This window comes from Streptomyces sp. NPDC055078 (assembly GCF_053607985.1).
In genome coordinates this window covers 1-6219 of record NZ_JBSGUP010000489.1, presented here as the reverse complement: position 1 = coordinate 6219, position 6219 = coordinate 1, and the positions used below count along the sequence as shown (strand labels likewise).

The 6219-nt window shown below is 73.4% G+C and carries 4 protein-coding genes and 1 pseudogene; 2 read left to right on the top strand and 3 right to left on the bottom strand.

Annotated elements, in window-relative coordinates; genetic code table 11:
* The 3 genes and pseudogenes from ACWF94_RS30055 to ACWF94_RS30045 form a co-directional block, all read right to left on the bottom strand.
* Positions 1 to 266: pseudogene (locus tag ACWF94_RS30055) on the bottom strand (alpha/beta hydrolase); the annotation flags it as partial.
* 54 nt (positions 267 to 320) lie between these two features.
* Positions 321 to 1562 carry an alanine racemase gene (gene alr / locus ACWF94_RS30050; RefSeq protein WP_453495403.1) on the bottom strand — a complete coding sequence of 414 codons (1242 nt, stop codon included), beginning with the start codon at positions 1560 to 1562 and terminating at the stop codon, positions 321 to 323.
* Positions 1563 to 1797: 235 nt separating this feature from the next.
* Positions 1798 to 3360, bottom strand: a complete 1563-nt coding sequence (locus tag ACWF94_RS30045) for an NAD(P)H-hydrate dehydratase (RefSeq protein WP_453495400.1) — start codon at positions 3358 to 3360, stop codon at positions 1798 to 1800.
* Between the two features lie 244 nt (positions 3361 to 3604).
* Here ACWF94_RS30045 and ACWF94_RS30040 point away from each other — a divergent pair, with 244 nt between their 5' ends.
* Positions 3605 to 4174, top strand: coding sequence for a hypothetical protein (locus ACWF94_RS30040; protein ID WP_453495397.1), 570 nt, complete (start codon positions 3605 to 3607; stop codon positions 4172 to 4174).
* Between the two features lie 26 nt (positions 4175 to 4200).
* Positions 4201 to 6219: endoglucanase (locus ACWF94_RS30035; RefSeq protein ID WP_453495394.1), on the top strand; the 2019-nt coding region annotated here is incomplete at its 3' end.

Here is a 6219-nt window from a genome sequence, read left to right as displayed (position 1 = left end):
AGCTGGGTGCCGTCGTCGGCGAGCGCCCTGCCCGGCTCGCCGCGCAGCGATCCGTACGGCCCGGAGGCGTCCAGCGCCAGCCGGGCCTTCTTGCGGATGCCCCGGCCGACGGTGAGCCGCTCGATCGCGACACCGGCCGCGGCGCCCGCGGCGATCACACCTATGGCGGCGCCGGCGATGCCCGCCTTGCGCCAGTTGCCCGTCGCGGCGGCCGATGCGGCTGTCGCCGCCGCCGCGACGGCGTCCCCCCTACTGGTCTCGCTCACCGTGCCGCTCCTAGGGCCTCTCGTACGGATCTTGCTGGCCTCGCGCGAAAGACACTAGGCCGTGCGGTCGCCGGGACCCTCGGCACCGTCGCCGCCCTCGTCTGAGGCCCCCTCGGCACCCTCGGCACCCTCGGCTGGGGCGGGATCCTCGTGCAGAAAGACGCGCGGGACCCTCACCCCGATGCGCGTGACGATCTCGTACGCGATGGTGTCGGCCGCTCGGGCCCAGTCGTCGGCGGTGGGCTCGCCCCGGGTGCCGGGTCCGAACAGCAGCGCCTCCGCTCCCTCCTGGACTTTCTGCCCGCCGAGATCCACGACGAACTGGTCCATCGCGACCCGGCCGGCGACCGTGCGCCACTCGCCGCCGACGAGGACCGGACCACGGCCGGAGGCATGGCGCGGCACCCCGTCCCCGTATCCGACGGGGATGAGACCGAGGGTCGTCTCCCGCCCGGTGACGTACTCGTGTCCATAGCTGACGCCCTGGCCCGCCGGCGCGTGCTTCACCAGGGCGACGGATGCGGCGAGCGTCATGACCGGACGCAGCCCCAGCTCACGGGAGGTCCCCAGCCCGGGGGCCGGCGAGATGCCGTACATGGCGATTCCGGGCCGTACGAGATCGAAATGGGTCTCCGGGAGGGTGAGCATCGCCGGGGAGTTGGCCAGATGCCGGACCTCGGGGTCGATGCCCTCCTTCTCGGCGTAGGCGACCATCTCGTGGAACGCGGTGAGCTGGCGCGCGATCGAGGGATGGCCCGGCTCGTCGGCGCAGGCGAAGTGCGACCACACTCCGGTGACCTGCACCGCGCCCTCCGCCTCGGCGGCGAGCGCGGCGGCGACCAGTTCGGGCCAGTCGGCCGGCTGGCAGCCGTTGCGCCCGAGTCCGGTGTCGGCCTTGAGCTGGATACGGGCCGGGCGGCCCGCCTCCCGCGCGGCGGCGGTGACCTCGGCGAGCGCCCACATCCCGCTCACGGACATGTCGAGGCCCGCCTCGATGCCCTCCCGCCAGGGCCCGCCCGGCGTCCACAGCCAGCACATGATCCGCCCCGGGACTCCGGCCGCCCGCAGCGCGAGCGCCTCCTCCGGCGTGGCGGTCCCGATCCAGCTCGCGCCGGCGTCCCGCGCGGCCAGGGCGCAGCGCAGCGCTCCGTGTCCGTACCCGTCCGACTTCACGACAGCCATGAACGCGGCGCCGGGCGCGCGCGCTCGCAGCGAGCGCACATTGGCGCGCAGCGCGGCGAGGTCGATCTCGGCCCGGGCTCTGCCGGGTGGTGGTGCCTGGAATGTCTGCATCATCGGGCACAGTCTCTCAGAGGGGTTCGGCGCCTCCCCGGTGACAGGTCCCGGATTCAACGAGGGGGCTGCTGTGCGGTTGATCACTGGACCCACCCGGTGGACCCGCCCCCGGACCGGGGCCCTGACCGGGCCTCGGCCCCCGGTTCCGCCCCTCCGGCGCGAGGGGTCCGTCCTCCGTCAAGGGTCCGTCCTCAAGGGCCGGTGGGTCGGATCCGCCGGGGCAGGGGCAGGGCCGTCAGGGCACGGCCAGCACACCGCGCCAGGCGCCCGCAAGGGCATCCCCCACCTCGTAGGAGGTGATCGGTACCCCTCGGGCCGCCGCCTCGCGGGCGGCCAGCCCATGGAGGTAGGCGGCCACGGAGCCCGCGTCACGGGCGTCGAGGCCGGTGGACAGGAGTGAGCCGGCGAGGCCGGAGAGGACATCGCCGCTGCCGGCCGTGGCGAGCCAGGGGGTCCCCATGGGGTTCACCCGCACGGGGGTACCGGGCCCGGGTGCCGCCACCAGGGTGGTCGAGCCCTTAAGGAGCACGGTCGCGCCGTACCGCGACGCCAGTTCCCGTACGGACGCCAGCCGTGCCGCCTCCACTTCCTCGCGCGGCACCCCGAGCAGCGCGGCGGCCTCCCCGGCGTGCGGGGTGAGGAGGGTGGGTGCGCTCCGGTCGCGTACGGCGGCGATGTCGAGGAACCGCAGACCGTCCGCGTCGACGAGGACCGGGACATCGGATGCGAGGACGTCCCGGACGGCGTCCGCGTCGTCGCCGAGACCGGGCCCGACCACCCATGCCTGGACCCGGCCCGCCTTCGCGGGCGGTCCGGCGTGGACAAGGGTCTCCGGGAAGCGGGTGACGACCGTGTCGGCCGCGTGGCCGACGTACCGTACGGCACCGGCCCCGCCGCGCAGCGCCCCCGCGACCGCGAGGACGGCCGCCCCCGGGTAGCGCGCGGACCCGGCGACGACGCCGACGACCCCGCGGCGGTACTTGTCGCTCTCGGCGGCGGGGCCGGGCAGCAGCCGGGCGACGTCCGCGTGCTGGAGCGCCTCCAGTTCGGGCACGGACGGCAGATACGGGCCGAGGCCGATGTCGACGAGGCGGACGGTCCCCGCGTACTCCCGCGCGGGGTCGATCAGCAGTCCGGGCTTGTCCGTGCCGAAGGTGACGGTCACATCCGCGCGCAGTGCCTCGCCGTGGACCTCGCCGGTGTCCGCCTCGACACCGCTCGGCAGATCGACGGCGACGACGACGGCGCCAGAACGGGGACCGGAGCCGGGACCAGAGCCGGAGCCGGGATCGGGTCCGGAGGCAGAGCCGGGACCGGGACCGGAGCCGGAGCCGGGACCGGAGCCGGGACCGGAACCGGGACCGGAACCGGCGCCGCGTGCGGCCCGGGCGAGGGGCACCGCTTCCGGCCGGAGTCCGCCCGTGCCGCCGATGCCGGTGATGCCGTCCATCACCAGATCGGCTTCGGTCAGCGCCCGTAGGGGATCGTCGGCGACCCGGCCGCCCGCGCAGGTGAGAGCGGTGAGGCCGCCTTGGTGCGTACGTTCGGGGGCGAGCAGCACGGCGCTCACCCCCGCTCCCCGGCGCGCGAGACGGGCGCCCGCGTACAGCGCGTCGCCGCCGTTGGCCCCGCTGCCGACGAGGAGGACGACCCGGGCTCCGTACACCCGGCCCAGCAGGGCGGCGCAGGCGGAGGCGAGCCCGGCGGCTGCCCGCTGCATGAGCGCGCCCTCAGGGAGCCGAGCCATCAGCTCGTTCTCGGCGTTTCTGATGGTTTCGACGCTGTGAGCGGTACGCATGTCCCCGAGTCTGCCCCAGGGCTCACCGGCCCGCTCCATGGGCACCGGAACCGCCGGGGCCGCCGGGGCAAATGCGCGTACGGAGGGAGGAGTTGCCCGGAGACGGAGCGGACGTGGCGAGAGAGCGGTGCGAGTGCAGTGAGAAGACAGGGACATGGCAGGGTTGACGACCCCTCAAGCTCAACTTAGGTTTGCCTTACCTAAGCAAATCTCCGGTGCCCGCTCTCCGAAAGGTCTCCTCGCCATGCGCCCTGCCGCTCGCACCGCCACCCGAGCCGCCATCGCCGCAGTCGGAGCCGCCGCCCTCACCCTGGGCATGGCCTCCACAGCATCCGCGGGCACCGTCAACCGCACCGTCACCGACGCCGGTTCGACCTACCACCTCTCCCTGACCGCGCCGAACACCGCCGCCGCGGCCGGGGTGAACGTCACCGTGAGCGGCAGCGGCTACAACCCCGACCAGGGCGTGTACGTCGGTATGTGCGCGATCCCCGCGGGTGTCGATGTGAACAACCCGGCCACCTGGAACAGCAAGCCGACCCCGTGTCTCGGCGGCCAGGACCAGTCCGGCACCACCGGCGCCTCGCACTGGGTCAACAGCGACTGGTGGTGGATGTCCCCGAACAACTCCTCGCCGTACACCGAGTCCGGCGGACGCGGCAGCTTCTCCGTGTCGATCCATGTGAAGGCGCAGATCTCGGCGTCCGTCACCTGCGGCCAGTCCGGAGTCACCTGCGCGATCGTCACCCGCGCCGACCACTACGACACCAATGACCGCAAGTACGACGTCTATGTCCCGGTGACCTTCTCCTGATCATGCCCATACGCACCGGAAGACCCATGCGCACCGGAAACCCCCTCCTGCACACCGGACGCCCCCCGCGCCGCCGACGCCCCATGAAGGCCCCGTGGATCGCCATCGCCGCCCTGCTGCTCGCGGCGGGATTCGGCGCCGCGGGCCCGGCGCTGGCCGCCGACCCCGGTGAGGCCACCGGCCCCACCGGGCAGAAACTGACCGTATCGGACACCAGGAACATCGACCCGGCGGGCCAGAAGGTCACCGTGACCGGCTCGGGCTACGCCCTCGACAAGGGCGTCTATCTCGCCGTCTGCGCCCTCCCCGACAGCCCCCGCGACGCACCGAGCCCCTGTCTCGGCGGTATGGACCTCTCCGGAGTCTCGGGGTCCTCCTACTGGATCTCCAACAACCCGCCGGACTCCATGAAGGACCTCGTCAAACCCTTCACCGTGCGGGACGGCAAGGGCGGCTTCACCCTCGAACTCACCGTCAAGGCCAAGGACAGCGGCGCGGACTGCTCTCAGCGGGCCTGTGCCGTCGTCACCCGCGCCGACCACACGCACTCCGGCGACCGCGAGCAGGACGTCATCGTCCCCGTGACCTTCGGCAGCGGCGGCGGCGTTCCCACCCCGGAGGTGCCACCGGGCACGGTGCGCCACGACGAGGTACGCAGATTCACCCCGGCAGCCGGTGGCCTGTTGCAGACCGCGGTGGACCCGGCGGAGGGCCGGCTCTACGTCACCAGCCGCACCGACACGAGGAATGTGCTGACGACGTACGACACCCGGACCGGCAACGTGATCGGCACCCCCGTCGACCTGCCGGGTGTCGCCACGACGCTCGCCCTCGACGCGGACTCCCGGGTCCTGCACCTCGGGCTCGGCGACCGCATCGCCACCTACGACACTCAGACCGGCAGGGTCACCGACCACCGGACGCCGCCCCTGGCCGACACCCTGCTGCTGCTCGCCGCCGACCCGGGCGCCGACCGGCTCTATCTGAGCACCCAGGACAGAAAACTGTCGGTCTACGACACGAAGACCTGGAAACCGGTCGGCGAACCCGTCGCCCTGCCCTTCCCGCCCGGCGGACTGGCCGTCGACACCAGGACACACACCGGATACGCCGTCTACGTCGGCGGCGCCAGGGACCCCGGAACCGGGCAGACCGTCTTCCGTAACGTCCTCAACGCGATCGACGGCGCCACCGGGAAACTCACCGGCACCCTCGATCTCGGCACCACCCCGCTGGGCAGCAGGGGCGTCGCCATCGACTCCGGGACCGGCACCGGATACGTCGCCAACATCGGGGTCGGCACGGTCTTCACCATCGATCTCAGGGCCAACAAGGTCACCGGCACGGTGGCGGTGGGCGGCGGCCCGAAGAACATGGCGGTCGACACCGGGACCGGGACGCTCTATGTGGCACAGACCACGGCGGGCACGGTGGCCGTGGTGGACACGGCCCGGCAGAAGGTCGCCCAGACGCTGGAGACCGGCAACGGGCCGGAGACGCTGGCACTCGACGACAGGAACCACACCCTGTTCACGCTCTCCCGGGACACGGGCGAAGTCGTCCAGACCCAGCGCCATGTCTCGCCGGCCGTCACCACCGCGCCCAAGGCGGCCACGGTCCGCGCAGGTGAGCGGGCCGAGTTCACCGCCGCGGCGGACGGCACCCCCGCGCCGACCACGACCTGGGAGGTCAGCACCGACAAGGGCGCGTCCTGGCAGCCGGTGGCGGGCTCCGCCGGATCCGCCCTCACCTTCAAGGCGACCCTGGACCACGACGGCAACCGCTACCGCGCCGTGTTCTCCAACCTCGTGGGCAGCACCCGCTCGGCTCCCGTGGAACTCGCCGTCACCCCGGCCCCCGGCCCGTCCCCGAGTACACCCGGCCCGGGCCCTGACCCTGGCCCGGACCCGTCCGGAGGCGGTGACTCCACCGGCGGCAGCGGGTCCACCGATGGCGGCTCCACCAGCGGCTCGGGCGGCGCCGGGAACTCCGGAGGGCCGGGCGGCTCCGCCGGTACCGGCGGTACCGGCGACTTCGGCGGTGGC